The 18741-nt window shown below is 69.4% G+C and carries 18 protein-coding genes; 13 read left to right on the forward strand and 5 right to left on the reverse strand.

Annotated elements, in window-relative coordinates; genetic code table 11:
• Window position 1: 1 nt before the first annotated feature.
• From L942_RS18805 to L942_RS42055, 3 genes are read left to right on the forward strand one after another with little or no spacing between them, the layout of a single operon-like run.
• Entirely contained in the window at window positions 2-349 is a 348-nt protein-coding gene (locus L942_RS18805; protein ID WP_037362087.1) for a hypothetical protein, read from the forward strand.
• Window positions 273-1610, forward strand: a complete 1338-nt coding sequence (locus L942_RS18810) for a hypothetical protein (protein ID WP_158684491.1) — start codon at window positions 273-275, stop codon at window positions 1608-1610. Before L942_RS18805 ends, L942_RS18810 begins: the two co-directional genes overlap by 77 nt.
• Window positions 1611-1628: 18 nt before the next feature.
• Window positions 1629-2342, forward strand: coding sequence for a hypothetical protein (locus tag L942_RS42055; protein WP_051166081.1), 714 nt, complete (start codon window positions 1629-1631; stop codon window positions 2340-2342).
• 11 nt (window positions 2343-2353) lie between these two features.
• On the opposite strand, the gene L942_RS18820 is transcribed toward L942_RS42055, so the two are convergent.
• Both L942_RS18820 and L942_RS18825 read right to left on the reverse strand, forming a co-directional pair.
• A complete protein-coding gene (locus L942_RS18820; RefSeq protein ID WP_037362091.1) occupies window positions 2354-3421 on the reverse strand; it encodes a DmpA family aminopeptidase in 1068 nt (355 codons plus the stop codon).
• A complete protein-coding gene (locus tag L942_RS18825; protein WP_037362093.1) occupies window positions 3418-4029 on the reverse strand; it encodes a TetR/AcrR family transcriptional regulator in 612 nt (203 codons plus the stop codon). The genes L942_RS18820 and L942_RS18825 overlap by 4 nt, the downstream gene beginning before the upstream one ends.
• A gap of 156 nt (window positions 4030-4185) precedes the next feature.
• On the opposite strand from L942_RS18825, the gene L942_RS18830 reads away from it, so the two are divergent.
• From L942_RS18830 to L942_RS18850, 5 genes are all read left to right on the forward strand, one after another.
• On the forward strand, window positions 4186-5577 hold the full coding sequence (locus L942_RS18830; RefSeq protein ID WP_037362096.1) for an APC family permease: 1392 nt from the start codon (window positions 4186-4188) through the stop codon (window positions 5575-5577).
• A gap of 75 nt (window positions 5578-5652) precedes the next feature.
• Complete coding sequence (locus L942_RS18835) at window positions 5653-6606, forward strand: MsnO8 family LLM class oxidoreductase (RefSeq protein ID WP_037362099.1); 954 nt, start codon at window positions 5653-5655, stop codon at window positions 6604-6606.
• Window positions 6607-6736: 130 nt separating this feature from the next.
• Complete coding sequence (locus L942_RS18840; protein WP_037362102.1) at window positions 6737-7666, forward strand: ABC transporter ATP-binding protein; 930 nt, start codon at window positions 6737-6739, stop codon at window positions 7664-7666.
• Window positions 7663-9018, forward strand: coding sequence for an ABC transporter permease (locus tag L942_RS18845; protein ID WP_037362104.1), 1356 nt, complete (start codon window positions 7663-7665; stop codon window positions 9016-9018). The genes L942_RS18840 and L942_RS18845 overlap by 4 nt, the downstream gene beginning before the upstream one ends.
• A 4-nt stretch (window positions 9019-9022) precedes the next feature.
• Window positions 9023-11761: a bifunctional YncE family protein/alkaline phosphatase family protein gene (locus L942_RS18850; RefSeq protein ID WP_037362107.1), complete on the forward strand. Its 2739-nt coding sequence runs from the start codon at window positions 9023-9025 to the stop codon at window positions 11759-11761.
• Between the two features lie 129 nt (window positions 11762-11890).
• On the opposite strand, the gene L942_RS18855 is transcribed toward L942_RS18850, so the two are convergent.
• A complete protein-coding gene (locus L942_RS18855) occupies window positions 11891-13198 on the reverse strand; it encodes a lipase family protein (protein ID WP_037362110.1) in 1308 nt (435 codons plus the stop codon).
• Between the two features lie 357 nt (window positions 13199-13555).
• Here L942_RS18855 and L942_RS18860 point away from each other — a divergent pair, with 357 nt between their 5' ends.
• The 4 genes from L942_RS18860 (at window position 13556) to L942_RS18875 (ending at window position 16651) form a co-directional block, all read left to right on the forward strand.
• Window positions 13556-14293, forward strand: a complete 738-nt coding sequence (locus L942_RS18860) for an IclR family transcriptional regulator (protein ID WP_037362113.1) — start codon at window positions 13556-13558, stop codon at window positions 14291-14293.
• 89 nt (window positions 14294-14382) lie between these two features.
• Window positions 14383-15363, forward strand: coding sequence for a thiamine pyrophosphate-dependent dehydrogenase E1 component subunit alpha (locus tag L942_RS18865; protein ID WP_037362117.1), 981 nt, complete (start codon window positions 14383-14385; stop codon window positions 15361-15363).
• 23 nt (window positions 15364-15386) lie between these two features.
• Window positions 15387-16421 (forward strand): alpha-ketoacid dehydrogenase subunit beta, encoded by a 1035-nt coding sequence (locus L942_RS18870; protein WP_037362118.1) that lies wholly within the window; start codon window positions 15387-15389, stop codon window positions 16419-16421.
• Window positions 16418-16651 carry a biotin/lipoyl-containing protein gene (locus tag L942_RS18875; RefSeq protein WP_037362121.1) on the forward strand — a complete coding sequence of 78 codons (234 nt, stop codon included), beginning with the start codon at window positions 16418-16420 and terminating at the stop codon, window positions 16649-16651. The genes L942_RS18870 and L942_RS18875 overlap by 4 nt, the downstream gene beginning before the upstream one ends.
• Before the next feature lie 56 nt (window positions 16652-16707).
• Here the strand turns inward: L942_RS18875 and L942_RS18880 are convergent, their stop codons facing one another.
• On the reverse strand, window positions 16708-17187 hold the full coding sequence (locus L942_RS18880; RefSeq protein ID WP_037362212.1) for a carboxymuconolactone decarboxylase family protein: 480 nt from the start codon (window positions 17185-17187) through the stop codon (window positions 16708-16710).
• Window positions 17188-17322: 135 nt separating this feature from the next.
• On the opposite strand from L942_RS18880, the gene L942_RS18885 reads away from it, so the two are divergent.
• Entirely contained in the window at window positions 17323-18288 is a 966-nt protein-coding gene (locus L942_RS18885; protein ID WP_037362125.1) for an EamA family transporter, read from the forward strand.
• Here L942_RS18885 and L942_RS18890 read toward each other — a convergent pair.
• Window positions 18263-18739: a (2Fe-2S)-binding protein gene (locus L942_RS18890; RefSeq protein WP_037362128.1), complete on the reverse strand. Its 477-nt coding sequence runs from the start codon at window positions 18737-18739 to the stop codon at window positions 18263-18265. The genes L942_RS18885 and L942_RS18890 overlap by 26 nt on opposite strands.
• Window positions 18740-18741: the final 2 nt, after the last annotated feature.

Consider the following 18741-nt stretch of genomic DNA (forward strand, 5'->3'; position numbering starts at 1 on the left):
CATGTCCGCGCCGTATGGGGATGCGACCGGCTACAGCTTCACCGAGGGAGCGCTCAACAGCATCGTCGGCCAGCTCCGCGAAGGCGAGAAGGCCCTCGACGACGTGACCTCGAAGGTCGTGCGCGGAGTCGATGCGGGTGCGTCGTCCGCGATCGTCGGCACCGTGCTGGACGATCTCGTCAAGTTGGGCGTCGGAGCGGCTGGTGCGGCTGGTGGCGCGGCGGAGAAGGTGCATGCCGCCAACGGCGCCTACGACGATATCGAAAACACCCATGCCGGCCAGCTCAAGCTCAACGGCAAACACGCCGACGATCCTGATACGCAGCGGGAATCGCACGTCCACGGCTGAAGGGGAGGTCAGCATGGGGCAGGCGCTCAACACCACCGTCAACGGTTCGTCCGGCACGTGCGTCGCCGCCGCGGACTGGCTGCGCACCGTTGCCGAGGCCGGGCATCGGGCGGCGGGCAATGTCCGGGCCGCGCGCAGCGGTGCGGAGGCGGGCTGGCACGGACCTTCCAGCCAGGCCTTCCAAGAATCGATCGCGAATATCGACGTCGCCGCGGACGACATGGCCAACTGGGCCGCGACCGCCGAGCGAGGCCTGCGCGAGTTCGCGTCGTCGCTGGACGCGGTGACCGCCCGGATGAACGAGGCTCTCGCCCAAGCCCGCGCGGCCGGGCTGCGGGTCGACGGCCCGTTCATCGTCGAGCCGGACCCGATCCCCGCGAACAAGCCCGGCACCCCGGTCGAGGTGTGCACCGCCGGCGGCGCGACCCGGGCGGTCGGCACCTACCAGGGCGACATCAAGCAGTACAACACCCTCGTCTTCCAGTACAACGGCAAAGTGGCTGCCTACAACGAGTGCAAGGCGATCGTCGACGCCGCGCGCACCGCCGAAGGCAACGCGCACCAGGCACTCCGCCACGCCCTCCAGCCGCCGTCGGGCCGGCTCGACATCGATGCCTACGCGGTGGGAACAACGACCATCGCCCGGGTCAACGGCTACATCAGCTCCTTTGAAAACCCGCGCAAGGAAGCACTCCTCAACGCTCAGCGCTCCGCGGCCAGCGCACAGTTCTTCGACGACTGGGCCCACGGCACGCGCATCAACCTGACCGCGCTCAACAAGGAAGACCTCGCGTGGGCGGCTGGCAAGGCACGGGACAACAAGGCTGCGTACGAAACCCGGGCGCAGCAGTTCCAGCAGTACGTCGACAAGGTTCCGGAGCCGGTGCGCAAAGCAATTGCCGCCTACCCTGGAAAAGGCAAATACCACGTCCTTCCGGAGGAAGCAGGGGCAAGCCTGAAAGCCGGGCAAAAGCTGCTCAAGGGAATGCCGTATGTCGGTAGCACGCTCACCGTGATCAACGAGGCTGCCGGTGCAATGAGCGGCGAGCAGTCCTGGGGGAAAGCTGTCGCAGATTCGGGCGGCTTGATCGTCGGAGGCGCAGCGGGTGCGGCACTTGCGAGCGCAGGCGCGGGCGCGGCCAGCGGCGCTCTTTTCGGCTCGCCGTTAGGGCCGGTCGGCTCTTTCGTGGTAGGCACGGTCGGCGGAATCGCCGGCGCGGTCGGGGGTCAAGCTGTCGCTGACTGGCTCGTGCCGAAATAATCCGAGGAGCCGGATCCGATGACCGACGCAGCAGAGGCGGATGACGCCATGATCGACGCACTTCCACCGCGACCGGACAGAGAGACGGGCGAACCGTTCCCTCCGCCCGGTCTCAGTTACTTTCGCGGCGAGGAAGCAGCTTCGGAGCAGGACGTCCGCCGGGAGAGCCGGCTCGCGGACCGGCCGGACCCGCCGCCGGGCCTGGGGCCTGCGCTTGCCTGGCATCGGGAGAGCCGCCGCGGGAAAATCGCGCTCATCCTGACCAGCGCTATCATCCTGATCGTCGGGGCCATTGTCATTTCCTTGTTCCACCGGGGCGGGATCGGGATCCTCACGGCGTGGCCCATCTGGGCGATTGTCGCCGTAGGCGTTCTCCTGATTTCCAGTCCGTTCAGTTACTTCACCTACGCGGCCGGCGCAGACTGGTTGATGGTCGAGCGCAGCCGGTGGGGAGTGAAGAGCCGGGCCTGGGTGGATACCTATGAACTGACGAAGATAGACGCTGCGTACGGCGGGACGACCTTCCATTTGTGGCTGTACGACAAGGACATGGGCATCACCCGCAGCAGCGAAGAACTCCAGCGCGATCGCCGGATCTGGGACCTGGTGTACAACGGGATCCTGCACTCGGTGGCCGGCGGTGCCCAAGTCAGCCCTCAGGCGATCGGCATTCTCCAGCTCAACAAGACACCAGCTCTCAAGATCCGGGACTCTGGCGACACCGGCCGGTAGCTGCGCCCGCTCTAGGCCTCCCAGCGCGTCAACGGAAGCGCCGGAACCCGGTGGCCCCGATGCCCGACCATCTCTTCATTCGCCACCAACGCGTTCAGCACCGCTTCCTCCACCGCCTGCACCACCGCTTCGAAGAACGGGTCGATCGCTCCCCACGGCACGAACCGCATGGTCTCGTACGGTGCATCGTCCGGCCGGGGGAAATGGCTGGTCAACGCGCCCGCGTTGGCCGTGCTGAAGGCCAGGAACAGATCTCCCGAGAAGTGCGACCCGGTGGTGCCGGTGCGGGCGAGGCCCAGCGGTACGCGGCGGGCCAGGGCAGTGCACTGGCCGGGCAGCAGAGGCGCATCGGTGCCGATCACGACGATCACCGAACCGGCGCCCGCCGGGGCGAGCCAGCTGGTATCGGCCATCGGGTTGTCGTCGGCGAGTTCGGCGCCCAGGTGCGAACCGGCCACGGTGAGTTCCGAGCGGCTGCCGAAGTTCGCCTGTACCAGGGCGCCGACGGTGTAGCTGTCCGAACCATGCGCGACCACCCGGGACGACGTACCGGTACCGCCCTTGAAGCCGTAGCACGTCATCCCAGTGCCGCCGCCGACCGAACCCTCGGCAATGGGACCCGAAACAGCCGCGTCGATGGCGGCGACTGCGTGTTCGGTCCGGATGGTCGGGGCGTTGACGTCGTTGAGGTAGCCGTCCCACGTTTCCGCGACCACGGGCAGCAGCCATTCCGCCGCGGCGTCCGGGCGTTCGCGGACGACCCAGTCGATCGCGCCCCGATGGCACTGCCCGACCGAGTGGGTGCTGGTGATCAGCACCGGCAGGGTCAGCGACCCGGTCTCGGCCAGCCAGGCGCGGCCGGTCATTTCTCCGTTGCCGTTCAACGAAAAGGTGCCCGCCGAGCACGGCACGTCGAACCGGGAACGGCCGCGCGGGAGGATCGCGGTGACGCCGGTCCGCACCGACGAACCTTCGATCAACGTGGTGTATCCGACCTCGACGCCGGGGATGTCCGTGATCGCGTTATGCGGGCCGGGCTTGCCGCCGAGGGCGAGACCTAGGTCGCGGGCGCGGGTCATGCGGGGTCCTCCAGGGAGCATCGGGTCGAAACGCGGGCGTAGGACAGCACCATCGTCTCGGCGACGGAGCGGTCCACCGGCGGCACTGCTTGCGTCAGGTGCAGTCCGTACCCGTCTTCGAGGGTGACGAGGTTGCGGGCGATCGTGACCGGGTCGTCGGTCAGGTCGAAAATCCCGGTCGCGGCACCGGCTTCCAGGATGCCGACGTACCCGCGGACCTGGCGTTCGTACAGCGCGATGTGCCGCGCGGCGTACGCCGGTTCGCGGCGCGCGATGGTGCCGAGTTCATACAGCAGCACGCACAGCTCGTCGTTCTTGCCGTTCGGCAGGCCGCTGCTGATCATCGCGCGCATCCGGGCGCGCGGGTCGGCTTCGGCGGCGACGGCGGCTTCGCGCGCTACACAGAAGCGTTCGACGGCCTCCTGCTGCACGTCTTCGAGCAGGTCGCTCAGGGAAGGGTAGTAGTACAGCAGGGAACCCGGCGACATGCCGGCTTGGTCCGCGACGTCGCGCAGCTTCAGGTTCAGCACGCCGCGTTCGACGACCGTGTGCCGCGCCGCCGCGACCAGTTCCGCCCGCCGCTCGGGGGCCTTGCTCGGTCTTGCCATGCCCTGATTCTTTGAACAAAACCCGAAAAACGCAACCCCTGGCGACGCTTGAGCACACCAGACCCTTGACGTAGCGGGCGTGAAGGCCTTAGCTGAACGCCCGGCTGGTTATTTGAGTTCCATTCAAAGAACGCAACGACGTGATGGAGGCCAGCGTTGTCCACCCCAGTCTTGCGCCGCGGGTTGCGCACCCTCGGCATGCTGCTGATCACGCTCTCCGCGATCAGCCCGGCGTCCTCGGTGTTCGTCATCGCGCCGGGTGTCCTCACCGGTGCCGGATCGGGCGCTTTCTACGCCTTCCTCGCCGCCGCCGTGGTCGGCGTCTTCATGGCCTTCGTGTACGCCGAACTGGGCTCGGCCTTCCCGAGCGCGGGCGGCGAGTACACGATCGCCGCCCGCACGCTGGGCAAACTGCCCGGATTCATGGTGCTGGGCATCATGATCGTGACGCAGGTGCTGATCGTGGCGGTGATCGCGCTCGGCGTCGGCACCTACCTCAGCGTGGTGCTGCCCGGCGTCTCGCCGGCGGTCGTCGCGTCGGTGACGTGCGTGCTCGCCGCGATCGTCGCGGTGTTCGACATCAAGCTGAACGCCTGGGTCACCGGCGTTTTCCTCGCGGTGGAACTGCTCGCGCTGGCCGTGGTCGCGGTGCTCGGGCTGTCCAGCCCGGCCCGTCCGTTCACCGACCTGCTGGCGCATCCGGTCGCCCCGGGCGGCGGTCCGGCGACGATCAGCGCGGTGATGATCGCTACCGCGATCGCGATCTTCGCCTACAACGGCTACGGCTCGGCGGTCTACTTCGGAGAGGAAACCAAGGACGCCGGACGCGGGGTGGCGCGCGCTGTCCTCATGGGACTCGGCGTTACCGTGCTGGCCGAACTGGTCCCGGTCACCGCGGTGCTGATGGGCGCGCCGGATCTCGGCACTTTGTTCACCTCTCCCAACATGTTGTCCTACTTCGTGCAGGCTCGCGGCGGCAGCACGCTCGACACGGTGCTGAGCCTCGCGGTCGCGCTCGCCATTATCAACGCGGTCCTCGCCATCGTGCTGATCAGCTCGCGATTGGTGTTCAGCAGCGGACGCGACCGCGCGTGGCCGAAGGCGATGAACCGCGCGCTCGCCGCGGTGCACCCGAAGTTCGGCACGCCGTGGGTAGCGACGCTGGCGACCGGTTTCGTCGCCGCCGCACTGTGCTTTGTGGACCCGCAGATCCTCACGGTCGTGACGAGCACGTCGATCGTCGTGGTCTACGCGGCGTTGTGCCTCGGTGCGATTTTCGGCCGCCGTTCCGGAGCGACGGCGGGGGCCAAGTACCGGATGCCCGGTTTCCCGATCGCACCGGTGGTCGCGTTGGTCGCGCTGGCCTTCGTGCTGTACGTGAACGCGACCGACCCGGTGATCGGACGGCCGAGTCTCATCGTCACCGCCGGGATCGCGTTGCTGGCCTTGGGGTACTACCTCGTGGTCTTGCGCCGGCGGGGCGGCTGGCAGTTGAGCGAGGCGGTGGAGGAGGAGGGCGCGCCCGCGCCGGTGCGGGAGACCTCGTGAGCCGCGGCTGGACCGTCCACTTGAGACGTGGGCGGTCCGGTTGTCCTGCCGCGTCCGGTCCGGGATGATGCCCGGGTGCGGGTTTCAGTGCTGGACACATCGCCGATCGTCGCGGGCTCGACCGCGCGCGAGGCGTTGCGGCACACCGTCGAACTGGCCGAACAGGCCGACGAGTGGGGCTATCACCGCTACTGGCTGGCCGAACACCACAGCATGCGCGGGGTCGCGAGCGCCGCACCGGCCGTGGTGGCTGCCCGGATCGCGGATGCGACGAAACGGATCCGCGTCGGCGCGGGCGGTGTCCTGCTGCTCAACCACTCGCCGCTCGTCGTCGCCGAACAGTTCGGCACGCTCGCCGCGTTCCATCCGGGCCGCATCGATCTCGGGCTCGGCCGCGCGCTCGGCGGCCCGCGCCGGGTGGCCGAAGCGCTGAATCCCGGTCCTGCGGAAAGCTTTCGCGACCGGATCGAGGAGTTGCTGGAGTACTTCGCGGACGCTGACCAAGCGTTGCGGGCAACCCCGGCGCAAGGGAACGTGCCGGACATCTGGCTGCTCGGCTCGACCTCGGCCAGCGCCCGCCTCGCCGCCGAACTAGGCCTGCCGTACGCGTTCGCCTACCATCTCCGTCCCGCCGAAGCCGCCGCCGCGACCCGGCGTTATCGGGAAACCTTCCGTCCCGGCCGGGTCCGTGAACCGTCCATTGTGGTCAGTGTCGCGGTGGTCGCGGCCGCGACCGAGGAGCGGGCCGAGTGGCTCGCCAGGTCCATTCGGGCTAAGGCGTTGAGCCGTTCGCGCGGCGAGCGGATTTTGTTGCCGCGTCCGGAAGACGCGGTCGTCGACCCGGCGATCGGCCCCGGCCCGGTCCTCGCCGGAGCCCCGGCGGCGTTGCGGAATTCGTTGCGCACAGTCATCGCCGAAACCGGCGCGGACGAGCTGATGATCATCACCCCGATCCACGACCACGCGGAGCGGAAACGGTCCTACGGCCTGGTCCGGGAGGTCTCGGACACTTTACCGACGCGCTATTAGTTCTGTTTGTCCGGTTCGGTCGCCGGAAACCGGCGGTGGCGCACGGGGTTTCCCCAACGTTCAACCTGGCGCGGGTTCGCATGTCACTTGTCGTGCCTAAGTTCCTCACGGCTTCGGAAAGTGGGGATTCATGAACACCAGCGACGCGGTGCGAGCCCGCGCGATCACCAAGTGTTTCGGCGACGTGCTCGCGCTCGACGACGTGGATCTCGACGTCGCGTACGGCGAGATCCACGGGCTCGTCGGACCGAACGGCGCGGGCAAGACCACCCTGCTCGGCCTGCTGCTCGGGCTCGCGGTCGCGGACGAGGGCGAACTCGAGATCCTCGGCCGCCCGGTCGGCCGGGCACTCGCCACCCCGGACGGCATCTCCGGATTCGTCGACGGGCCGGGGCTGTATCCGTCGCTCACCGCGCGGCAGAACCTCGCCGCGCTGGCCTCGCTGCGCGGCCAGACCGTCGACCTCGACGACCTCCTCGCGCAGGTCGGGCTCACCGACGTCGCCGACGACCGGACGCGCGGGTTCTCTCTCGGCATGCGCCAGCGCCTCGGCCTCGCCGCCGCGCTGCTGACCAAACCGAAGCTGCTGGTCCTGGACGAACCCGCCAACGGCCTCGACCCGGCGGGCAAGAAGCACGTGCACCGGGTCCTCACCCGGCTCGCTGACGAGGGGACCGCGGTGGTGCTGTCCAGCCACCGGATGGACGACCTCGAAGCGCTCTGCTCGGAGGTCACCATCCTTTCCGCCGGCCGCGTCGTCTTCACCGGCCCGCTGGCGAAACTGTCCTCGGAGGACCGCGAACTGGCCTACCGCCTGGTCACCTCGGACCAGAAGGCCGCCCGCGAGATCGCCGAGACCGTGCCCGGACTGCGGATCGACGACACCCAGGCCCCGCGCGGACAGGCCGACGTCCTGGTGGTGAGCGGCCTGGTTCCCGCGCTGGACGACCTGGTCGCGCGCATCGTCGGCAAGGGCATCGGCGTACGGGAACTGGCTCCGGTCGTTTCGCCGCTGGAGGCCGCGTTCCTGGAACTGACGGAGCAGGGGGAGAAGCGATGACCGTCGTCGAGGCCCCGGAAGCACCGGCCTCGGTCCGCCCGGTCGGACTGGGCCGCGGCTACCGGTTCGAGCTGGTGAAGCTGGTGTCGCAGTGGCGGATCCGGGTCCTGCTGCTCGCCTGCTGGCTCGCGCCCGCGGTGTTCGTCGCCGCGGTCAGCCAGCAAAGCGACCTGCCGGTCGACACCCTCTTCGGCCGCCTGATGAACGTCACCGGCTGGGCCGGTCCGCTCGTGCTGCTCGGCTTCGCCGGCAGCTATGCGCTTCCGCTGCTGACCTCGCTGGTCGCCGGGGACGTGTTCGCCGCCGAGGACCGGCTCGGCACGTGGCGGCATCTGCTGGTGGCGATGCGGTCCTACCGGCGGATCTTCGTCTCGAAGACGCTCGCCAGCCTCACCGTGGTCCTGCTGCTGGTCGTCGGGTTGGCAGCGTCCAGCACGGTCGGCGGGCTCGTCGCGGTCGGCGGGCAGCCGCTGATCGGACTCGACGGACATCTGCTCTCCTCGGGCGACGCGGCGCTGAAGGTCGTGCTCGCGTGGATCTGCGTGCTCGCCCCGACCCTCGCCCTGGCCGGGATCGGCCTGCTCGGCTCCGTCGCGTTAGGACGGTCGCCGATGGGCCTGCTGCTGCCCGCGGTGGTCGCGCTCGTGATGGCGGCGGCGCAGCTGCTGCCGTTGCCGGTCGTCGTCCGGCTCGCCCTGCCGACGTACGCGTTCATCTCCTGGAACGGGCTCTTCACCGACCCGGCCCAGCTCGGCCCGCTGCTGATCGGCGTCGGAGTGAGCCTGGCGTGGGCGGTGGTCGCGACTGGGCTGGCCTACGTGCTCTTCGTGCGGCGCGACTTCACCGATCTGACCTACGACGGAGCCGGTCGTCGCGTGCTGACCGCGGGCCTGCTGCCGCTCGCCGCGTTGCTCGGCGTCACAGTGGCGGTCGTCGCGGTCGCCACGCCGGCGTCGGGTTCGGGCATCGACCAGGCCAAGCTGCAGCACTCGCTGTCCGCCGAGTTCGCGCACCTCTACCGGATCCAGACCGCGCAGCTGCACCGCCCGGACGTCCCGGAAGAGCAGCTCGCGGCGAGCACGGAATGCACCAAGGGCGGCGGCCTCGTCGAGGCCGAAGGCCCCGGCAACGACTGGCATTGCGTCGTCTCCTGGCATCTCCCGGGCATCTCGGCGACCGGGCAGGCGATCTACCAGCTCGATGTCACCTCCGACGGGCGGTTCGTCGCCGACGGCGACGGACCGAAGGAAGTGAACGGCTACTTCCAGGTGCGGACCCCGGAAGGGGACCGGCCCAACCCGCTGTGGCAGTTCGACGGCAACGTCGAACTGCTCTCCTCCACGAAGGGATGAGGACATGCAAGTAACGCGCCGTCGCAGGCGTGGCGGGAAGAAAGAACTCCGCAGATCCCGCAAGCTGCGCTTCGTCACGGCCGGGGCGACCGCGGTCGCTCTCGTCGCCGCGGGCTCGGGCATCGGCCTCGCCTCCACCAAGCAGTTCGGCACCGACCAGGTCGGCCAGGAAACCGGAAACGGCCTGACCATCTCCAGCGACCAGTACCTCAAGCCGATCGGCGAGCGGCTGGTCCTGCCGAACGGCAAGATCATGTCCTCGACGGTCAGCCCGGACGGCAGCCACCTCGCCGCGCTGACCACCGACGGCGGCATCGCGCTGACCATCGTGGACCTGAAGAGCTGGAAGGTGCAGCAGCTCGTCGGCAAGGACAAGAAGGCCGACCTGCAGCTGCCCGGCAACGACGTCGGCCAGGAAGGCCCGTCGTACTCGCCGGACGGCAAAACGCTGTGGCTGGGCCAGATCGACGGCTACCGCAAGTTCGCCGTGAACCCGGACGGCAGCGTCGCCAACCCGGTCTTCGTGCCGATCCCGGCCGACGGGGACAAGCATTCCCTCGCCTCGGGCGCGGTCTTCTCCGCGGACGGGTCCACTGTGTACTCCGCGGTGAACGGCCAGAACCGCGTCGTCGCGATCGACGCGGCCAGCGGCCAGATCAAGCAGAGCTGGACCGTCGGCAACGCGCCGCGCGCGCTCGTGCAGATCGGCAACCGGATCTACGTCAGCAACGAGGGCGGCCGTCCGGCGAAGCCGGGCGACCCCACGATCAACTCGTACGGCACGGACATCGTCGCCGATCCGAACACCGCGTCCGCCACGACCGGCACGGTCAGCGTGATCGACCTGGCGAACCCGTCCGCCCCGGTGAAGAGCATCGACGTCGGCCTGCACCCGACCGCGTTGCGCGCCAAGAACAACACCCTGTTCGTGGCGAACACCGGCAGCGACAGCGTTTCGGTGATCGACACCCAGCGCAACGCCGTGGTGCAGACCATCGCGACCCAGCCGTGGCCGGAGGCGACGGTCGGGTACGAACCGACCGACATCGCGCTCACCGACGACGGCCACCTGCTGGTGACCCTCGGCCGGGCCAACGCGGTCGCGGTCTACCGCTACTGGTTCCCGCAGGCTCCCGCCGCGTTCATCGGGCTGCTGCCGACGGACTACTTCCCGTCCGGCATCTCCGCCTCGGGCAAGAACATCCTGGTCGCGAACACCCGCGGCATCGACGCCCGCCGCCCGACCACCGCCGCCGGGCACGGCACGCACGACACCACGTCGAGCCTGCAGCGGTTCACGCTGCCGAGCGACCAGCAGACCTGGGCGCAGACCGCGCAGGTCTTCAAGCAGAACGGCTGGACGCCGGGTTCGGTGCAGGAGGCGAACGGCAACCGCGACGTCAAGCCGGTCCCGGTGCCGCAGCGGCTGGGCGACCCGTCGACGATCAAGCACGTCTTCTTGCTGGTCAAGGAGAACCGGACGTACGACCAGGTCTTCGGCGACATGGCGAAGGGCAACGGCAACCCGGCGCTCGCCCAGTTCGGCCAGGAGGTCACGCCGAACCAGCACGCGCTGGCCAGCCAGTTCGGGCTGTACGACAACACCTACGACATCGGCACGAACTCGGCCGAGGGCCACAACTGGCTGATGCAGGCGGACAACCCGGAGTACACCGAGTCGTCCGCCGGCGAGTACAAGCGCAGCTACGACACCGAGGACGACGCGCTGGGCCACCAGCGCAGCGGCTTCCTGTGGACCGGGGCGCAGGCGGCGGGCAAGACCGTCCGCGACTTCGGCGAGTTCCAGCAGTTCCTCACCAAGCCCGCGGGCGCGAGCTGGCAGAACCTGTACTGCGACTCGAAGAACATGGCCGCGACCGGCGAGCCGACCGCGTACCCGCTGGTCTCGTCGTCGCCGATCCCGTCGCTGAACAAGGTTTCGGTGCCGGGCTTCCCGAAGTTCGACACCGACGTGCCGGACCAGTACCGGTACGAGATCTGGAAGAACGACTTCGAGAAGAACGGCCCGGCGAACCTGAACATGTTCTGGCTGTCGAGCGACCACACCGGCGGGCCGCCGAGCCCGGCCGCGCAGGTCGCCGACAACGACCTGGCCGTGGGCAAGATCGTGGACAAGATCTCGCACAGCCAGTACTGGAAGGACTCGGCGATCTTCGTCGTCGAGGACGACTCCCAGGCCGGGCTGGACCACGTCGACGGGCACCGGGCCCCGATCCAGGTGATCAGCCCGTACGCCCAGCACGGCAAGACCGACAGCCGGTACTACTCGCAGATCACCATGATCCGCACCATCGAGCAGATCCTCGGGATCCACCCGATGAACCAGAAGGACAGCGCGGCCACCCCGATGGCGACCGCGTTCACGCCGCAGCCGGACTACACGCCGTTCACCGCGGTGCCGAACCAGACGTCGCTGACGGCGGGGCTGAAGACCCAGCCGTCGTGCGGCCCGGACAACGTCCCGACCGCCTCCACCGCGGCGGCGTCGGCGGCGGTGCCCGCGGACAAGCAGCAGCTGGCGCAGCAGTGGCAGCAGTGGCAGGCGCAGCAGAAGCTGACCGGCCCGAACGCCACCGCGGACTACGCCAACCCCGCGCAGATGGACCACTTCACGTGGTACCAGGTGCACGGATGGACCCAGCCGTATCCGGGCGAGGACAAGATCTTCGCGCCGGACCAGGTGCCGGGTGCGTTCATCCCGTCGGCCGAGTCGGACGGCTGATTGCCTAGCTGGTAAGGGAAAGCCCCTGTCCGCGAACGTGCGGGCAGGGGCTTTCTTCGTGAGCGCGGGCGGGAGTCTCGTGAGTGCGCAGGCCGGTTCTAACCGGAACAGGCGCTCACGAGACGGCGGTCAGGAGCCGGTGTGCTGCTCCGGGGCCAGCGAGTTCCCCGGCGGGATGTGCCCGCAGCTGGACGGTGCGGCCTTGCCCGCGAACCGGTCGCCGAGCCAGGCGATCGCGGCCGGGGCCCACGCCGGGAGCGCGGTGGCGTGGCTGAGCGCGTCATACTGGGTGTACTGGATCGAAGTGTTCCCGGTCGCGCAGTACTGATTCGCGAGCGCGCGGACGTCTCCGGCCACCATCACGCCGTCGCCGCCGCCGATGCCCGGTTCGTTGCTGACGGTGCCTTCCAGCGCGCCGTTGGCGGCCTGGCCGATGAAGCCGGGGATCGAGGGCGTCGCCGCGGACCCGATGTTCACCTCGTTGACCGCGTCGACGAACGGCGGCACCGAATCCGGGTTCGCGTACTCCGGCTTCACCAGCTTCTGCCAGGTCAGCCCGGGGTAGTGGCCGAGCGCGTCGGCGATCGACGCGTGCTCCAGTTCGGCGAGCACCTTGAGGCCGTACTCGCTGGCGTACGGCTTGAGGTCGATGCCGTAGCCGCGCGCGACGCCGATCAGCGCCATCGGGATCACGCCGGACCAGATCGGGCTGCCGCCCACGTACTTGAGGTTGTGCGCGGGATCGACGAGCACCCCGCCCTCGGCGAAGCCGACGAGGTTCTTCTCGACCTCCGGTGCGTAGCTCCCGGCGATCGCCGACGCCCAGCCGGTCGCGATCGCGCCGCCGGAATAGCCGAGCAGGCCGAATTTGGTGGACTCGGTCATTCCGGTGCCGGACGCGTGCGTCGCGGCGCGAATCGAGTCCAAAGTGGTCTTGCCGTATTCCGGACCGGCGGCGAAATCGGCCGTCGGGCCTTCGGTGTCCGGAATGACGACGCTGTACCCGAGCGCGAGCGCGGGGGCGATGAGCAGCGATTCCGCGTTCGGCAGCACGCCGCCGAGCCGGACGTCGCCCGCGATCGCGCGCGACGGTGCGTCCGCGGGATCGAGCGAATCGTACGCGGACTGGTACGAAACGGCTTTTCCGTTGTTGCTCAACGGATTGCGGACGACCGAGGTGACGTTCGCGGTCGGATTTCCCTGTGCGTCGGTAGTCCGGTAAAGCAGCTGGGTGGCCTGTACCGGAGTCGGGAAGCCGAAGACGTGATACGTCAACGTCCGGGTTTTCAAAACGGTGCCCGGGGCGTACGACGAAAGCGGCGTGCTGCCGTCGTAACTGTAGAAGGAATCGGCCGAAGCCGCGGCGGGCACCGCGACGGCGGACGTGATCGCGAGAGCGGCGGCGGCGATCAGCGCGCGGACGGGTTTCCGGATCATGACTCCCCTTTGAACCATGAAGTGGATCACGACTGGCGGGTAACTTACCAGCGAGTAGGTATCTGCACAACTACGGAAGGTGCAGGTCGGGCCGCAGCCGAGAGTCCCGGGAGGCCCGGCGTACGCGGCGACCAGGGCATGTGGTTCGGTGCACAATGGTTGCGGCGCAAGGACTTCCGCGTTCGGGCGAGCTGCCCCGGCACCCAGTCGGCCCCCGGGAATCCGGAAAGCCGCCGCTGGCCGAAACCCTCCGTTCGTACTGGCTTCTTCCCGCGCGCCGTCCGGCGGAACTGCTCTTGCCCAGGTCAGAGCGGTAGCGCATGCTGGAGGCCGCAGGGACGCGCGGAGGTGACGGGGATGGCGGCTGAGCCGACCTTGATCGGGTCCGTGCAGCGCGCGCTTCATCTGCTCGACGCGGTCGGCGCGAGCGAGCGGCCGGTGCCGGCCAAGGTGCTCGCGCGGACGGTCGGGCTGCCGTTGCCCACGACGTACCACCTGTTGCGCACCCTCGTCCATGAGGGATACCTCCGCAAACTGGAAGACGGCTACGCGCTCGGCAACCAGGTCAGCGAACTGCGCCAGCACACGTCGCTGCACGCGTTGCTGCCGAAGATCCGTCCGGTGCTGCGAGCCCTGCGCGACGAGGTGCACGGCGCGGCGTACCTCTCGCTCTACTCCGACGGCGACATCAAGCTCGTCGACATCGCCGACGGCCCGGCCGCCCCCTCGGTCGATCTGTGGGTCGGCGTGCACGAATCGGCGCACGCGACGGCGTTCGGCAAGTGCATCCTGTCCGGTCTCGACAGCGAGCGCCGCCGGGATTACCTGTCGCGGCACCGGCTGGCGGACCTCACCCCGCACACCATCACCGACAGCCGGGTCCTGGAGCAGCGGCTCTCGCAGAGCGGCGACGTGTTCAACGATCGCGAGGAGTACCTGCTCGGCACCGCCTGCTTGGCGACCATGGTCCGCACGCCCGGCGCGCTGGGCGCGGTCGCGATCTCCCTCCCCGCGCGGCGGCTGGGTTCGGCGCCGGCGCAGTCGTTGCGCCGAGCAGCCCAACGGGTGTCTCGCGCACTGGCCGTCACGCACTGAACCGGCCGGTTATCACCATCTGAAATCCAGCCCGTTGTCCGGCGGAGCGCGCCCGGCGAAAGTGGCCTCCAGAGCGAACGGGAGGTCCCATGGAAGCGCAGGACAGGCTGGACCTGTACCGCACGATGGTCCTGATCCGCACCTACGAGGAGGCCATCCTCCGCGAGTACCACGCCGACAAGAAACCGGTCTTCGACATCGGCGCCGGGCTCGTCCCCGGCGAGATGCACCTGTCCGCCGGGCAGGAACCGGTGGCGGCGGGCGTGTGCGCGCATCTCACCGGCGACGACGCGGTCACCGCGACCCACCGGCCGCATCATTTCGCTATCGCGCACGGCGTCGACCTGAACCGGATGACCGCTGAGATCTTCGGCCGCACCACGGGACTGGGCAGGGGCCGCGGCGGGCACATGCACCTGTTCGACCCCGCCGTGCACTTCTCCTGCTCCGGCATCATCGCCGAGGGCTACCCGCCTGCGCTCGGGCAGGCGCTCGCGTTCCAGCGCCGCGGGACGGACCGGATCGCCGTCGCGGTCACCGGCGAGGGCGCGGCGAACCAGGGCGCGTTCCACGAATCGCTCAACCTCGCGGCGTTGTGGAAGCTGCCGGTGGTCTTCGTGGTGGAGGACAACGACTGGGGCATCTCGGTGCCGCGCAGCGCGTCCACCTGCGTCACGTCGAACGCGGACCGCGCCGCCGGGTACGGGATTCCGGGCGTGCGGGTCGAGGACAACTCGGTCGAGGCGGTGCACGAGGCGGCGGGCCAGGCGGTCGCCCGGGCGCGCGCGGGGGAAGGCCCCAGCCTGATCGAAGTGCACACGCTGCGGCTGTGGGGCCACTTCGAGGGCGACGCGCAGGGTTACCGGTCCGATTTGGACGGTGTGCCTGGGCGGGATCCGTTGCCCACCTACGAGAAGCAGCTGCGCGCCGACGGCCAGCTCGACGACGCGAAGGTCGCTGGGTTCCGCGCGGCGGCCAGCGAACGAGTCGAAGCGGCGATCGAGTTCGCCAAGGAAAGCCCCGAGCCGGACCCGGCCACCGCGCTGGACTTCGTGTTCGCGCGAGCCTGACGACACAGCGAGGAGACGCAGCAATGACGCTCACCGAACCCTCCGCGCCCGCCGGGCGGAAACTCAGCACCGCGAAGGCCATGGTCGAGGCCATCGCCCAGGAGATGGACCGCGACGAGCGCGTGTTCGTGCTCGGCGAGGACGTCGGGTCCTACGGCGGGATCTTCAGCTCCACCACCGGATTGCTCGACCGGTTCGGTCCCGGCCGGGTGCTCGACACGCCGATTTCCGAGACCGCCTTCATCGGCGCCGCGATCGGAGCGGCGGTCGAGGGCCTGCGGCCGGTGGTCGAGCTGATGTTCGTCGACTTCTTCGGCGTCTGCATGGACCAGATCTACAACCACATGGCGAAAATCCACTACGAATCCGGCGGCGCCGTGTCCGTGCCGATGGTGCTGACCGCGGCGGTCGGCGGCGGGTACTCGGACGGGGCGCAGCATTCCCAGTGCCTGTGGGGAACGTTCGCGCACCTGCCCGGCATGAAGGTCGTCGTGCCGAGCAATCCCGCCGACGCCAAGGGGTTGATGACCTCCGCGATCCGCGACGACAACCCGGTGGTGTACCTGTTCCACAAGGGAGTCATGGGCCTGCCGTGGATGGCGAAGAACCGCCGTTCCATCGGCCCGGTTCCGGAAGGCGACCACGAGGTGCCGATCGGCAAGGCGAACGTCGTGCGCCCGGGCACCGACGTCACCGTCGTGACGCTGTCGCTGTCGGTCCACCACGCGCTCGACGTCGCCGACGAACTCGCCGGGCAGGGCGTCGACTGCGAGGTCGTGGACCTGCGCAGCCTCGTCCCGCTGGACACCGACACGATCCTCGACTCGGTCGGCAAAACCGGCCGGTTGCTCGTCGTCGACGAGGACTACCTGTCGTTCGGCCTGTCCGGCGAGGTGCTCGCCCGCGTCGTGGAGCGGGACCCGAGCCTGCTGCGCGCTCCCGCGGCGCGCCTAGCGGTGCCGGACGTGCCGATTCCGTACGCGCGACCGCTGGAGTACGCGGTGCTGCCGACGCCGGCGCGGATCCGCCAGGCTGTCCTCGACCTGGTGGGCGCATGACCGACGTGCCGTTCCCCGTCCTGTCCGAAAACGACCCGGACGGCGAGGGCGTCCTCGCCACCTGGTTCGCGACGGACGGCGCGGCGGTCCGCGAGGGCGAGCTGATCGCGGAGGTCGCGGTGGACAAGGTCGACGCGGAAGTCCCGGCTCCGGCGTCCGGCGTGGTGCGGTTCCTGGTGGGGGAGGGCGAGGTGGTGAAACAGGGCGCGCCGATCGCCCGCATCGAATAGGCGCACGGGCCGCCGCCGGCTTCCACCGCTGGCCGGCGGCGGCCCGTGTTTCCCCTTCAGCTGACGTTCGCGAACTGGCCTGGCTGGTACAGCCCGGCCGGCGTGCGCACGATGACGTTCATCCGGTTGGCCGCGTTGATCAGCCCGATCAGGCAGACCAGCACGGCGAGCTGGTCGTCGTCGTAGTGCTCGCGGGCCTGCGCCCACGTCTCGTCCGAAACCCCGCCGCCGTCCGCGATCCGGGTGCCCTCCTCGGTCAGCGCGAGCGCGGCCCGCTCGGCCGGGGTGAACACGGTCGCCTCGCGCCAGACGGCGACCAGGTGGAGCCGTTCCGCGGTCTCGCCGGCCGCGGTGGCGTCCTTGGTGTGCATGTCGGTGCAGAAGCCGCAGCCGTTGATCTGGCTGGCCCGCAGCGAAACCAGCTCCTGCGTCGCCTTCGGCAGCGACGAGTTGTGCAGCAGCATGCTCAGCCCGGCGAACCGCTTGCCGAGCGACTTGCCGAGGTCGTTGTTCATCAGGTCGAACCGTGCGCTCATCAGATCCTCCAGTGTGGTGAAGCGGATGCCCATGAGATGCCGCCCGCGCGCCGGATGTGACACCGCGGGTTGTGACCCGCGTCGCATCCGGAAAACCGGTGGCCGCGGCGACCGGCCGGGCCGCAGAATGCCGGCATGGCCGACCGGGGCGGTACCGCGCGGGCGACCGGGCTGAGCCTGGTCTCCTGGACGCTGTTCGCGAGCTCCGGCCCGCTCGCCAAGGCCATGCTGGACGCGGGCTGGAGCCCGGCGGCGGTCACCGCGGTCCGGATCGGGCTCGCCGCGGTCCTGCTGGCGCCCGGCGTCGCGCTCCTGCGGCCGCGGGCGTTGCGGTTCCGGCGCGCCGAACTGTGGCTGCCGCTCGGTTACGGACTGCTCGGCGTCGCGGGCGTGCAACTGTTCTTTTTCGTTGCGGTGTCCCGGGTTCCGGTCGCGGTGGCGATGGTGCTGGTGAATCTGTCACCGGTGCTGGTCGCGTTGTGGGTGCGCGTCGTGCGGCGGACGCGGCTGCCGGTGGCGGTGTGGCTGGGCATCGCGCTGGCGATCGCCGGGCTGGTGCTGGTCGCCGGCCTCGGACCCGGGGCGAAGCTGGATTTTCTCGGGGTCGCGGCGGGATTGGCGTCGGCGGTGTGTTCCGCCGGATACTTCCTGCTCGGCGAACGCGGTGCGCAACGGCACGATCCGCTCGGGATGACCGCGGCCGGGCTGACCATCGGCGCGGCGGCGACGCTGGCGGTGAGTCCATTGTGGACATTGACGGTCGCCTCGAATCCGGTGTCGCTCGGCCGCGCGACGATCCCGGTCTGGCTGGCCCTGGTGATTCTGGCGGTCTTCGGCACCGTGCTGCCGTATCTGGCCGGGCTGCACGCGTTGGGCGGCTTGCCGGTCGCGCTGGCCGGGGTCCTGGCGCTGGCCGAACCCTTGGTCGCCGCGCTGCTCGCGTGGTTGCTGCTGGGCCAGGCCCTGGGTCCCGGGCAGCTCGTCGGGGTGGCCGTGCTGCTGGGCGGCGGAACACTGGTACAGACGGGAAAGCTTGCCCCGCGGCCGGAAATGGCCGCGGGGCAAGCGAACCCGGTCACATCTTCGCGGCGCCGGCCTTGATCGCCTCGCGGATCCGGGAGTAGGTGCCGCAGCGGCAGACGTTGCGGATCTCGTCCAGGTCGTCGTCGGTGATGTCGCGGCCTTTCGCCTTGGCCTCCTTGACCTTCGCGACCGCCGCCATGATCTGGCCGGGCTGGCAGTAGCCGCACTGCGCGACGTCGTGCTCCAGCCAGGCTTCCTGCATCGGGTGCAGGTCGGCCTTCACGGTGTCCGGCAGGCCCTCGATCGTGGTGATCTCGTCGGTGGCCTTGATGTCGGCCACCCGCACCGAACACGGGTTGAACGCCTTGCCGTTGAAGTGCGACGTGCAGGCCTTGCACACGTTGATGCCGCAGCCGTACTTCGGGCCGCGGACGCCGAGCACGTCGCGCAGGACCCACAGCAGCCGCACGTTGTCGTCGACGTCGACCGACACCGGCTTCCCGTTGAGGATGAAGGTGTGCTTGCTCATCG

Source organism: Amycolatopsis orientalis DSM 43388 (assembly GCF_000411975.1).
Taxonomy (GTDB): domain Bacteria; phylum Actinomycetota; class Actinomycetes; order Mycobacteriales; family Pseudonocardiaceae; genus Amycolatopsis; species Amycolatopsis orientalis_D.